The sequence below is a fragment of the Bartonella vinsonii subsp. berkhoffii ATCC 51672 genome (genome assembly GCF_902825225.1).
Taxonomy (GTDB): Bacteria; Pseudomonadota; Alphaproteobacteria; order Rhizobiales; family Rhizobiaceae; genus Bartonella; species Bartonella berkhoffii.
The window spans coordinates 1-437 of the sequence record NZ_CADEAK010000176.1 but is presented as its reverse complement, the minus strand read 5'-3'; the positions used below and the strand labels follow the sequence as shown (position 1 = coordinate 437).

General features: G+C 40.5%; 1 protein-coding gene. It reads right to left on the bottom strand.

The window, feature by feature from the left end; translation table 11 throughout:
• A partial coding sequence (locus J7R10_RS08810) for a GTP-binding protein (RefSeq protein WP_208436485.1) occupies positions 1–304 on the bottom strand: 304 nt, incomplete at its 3' end.
• Between the last annotated feature and the right edge of the window lie 133 nt (positions 305–437).

Below are 437 nucleotides of genomic sequence, written 5' to 3'. Positions count from 1 at the left end.
CTTCAGCGAAACCGTAACCTGGCATATCTATCAGTGCTATAGGGGGTAGATCTCCTGGTTGTCCACTGAAACCATCGGGTATAAAGAAATTAAGTTCTTGAGTACGTCCTGGTGTATTTGAGATACGCGCTAAGTTTTTTTGTTGGACCAGTGCATTGATTAAAGATGATTTCCCAACGTTGGAACGTCCTACAAATGCGATTTCCGGTGGTCCTTCGGGTGGAAGAAAGCTTATTGCTGGTACACCACGAATAAAAATCCAATTACGAGAAAAAATTCCGGAAAGGGAAGAATCTCTTGTCATTCATGCACTTCTTTTTTGGATGATCTTCTCCACATAGCTTTCAGATTGTCGAAAAGCTCAATTTTTACTCCTTGACGTTTCATCATGATACTTTGCTGGATCATTGATAATATATTGTTCCAGGCCCAATAGA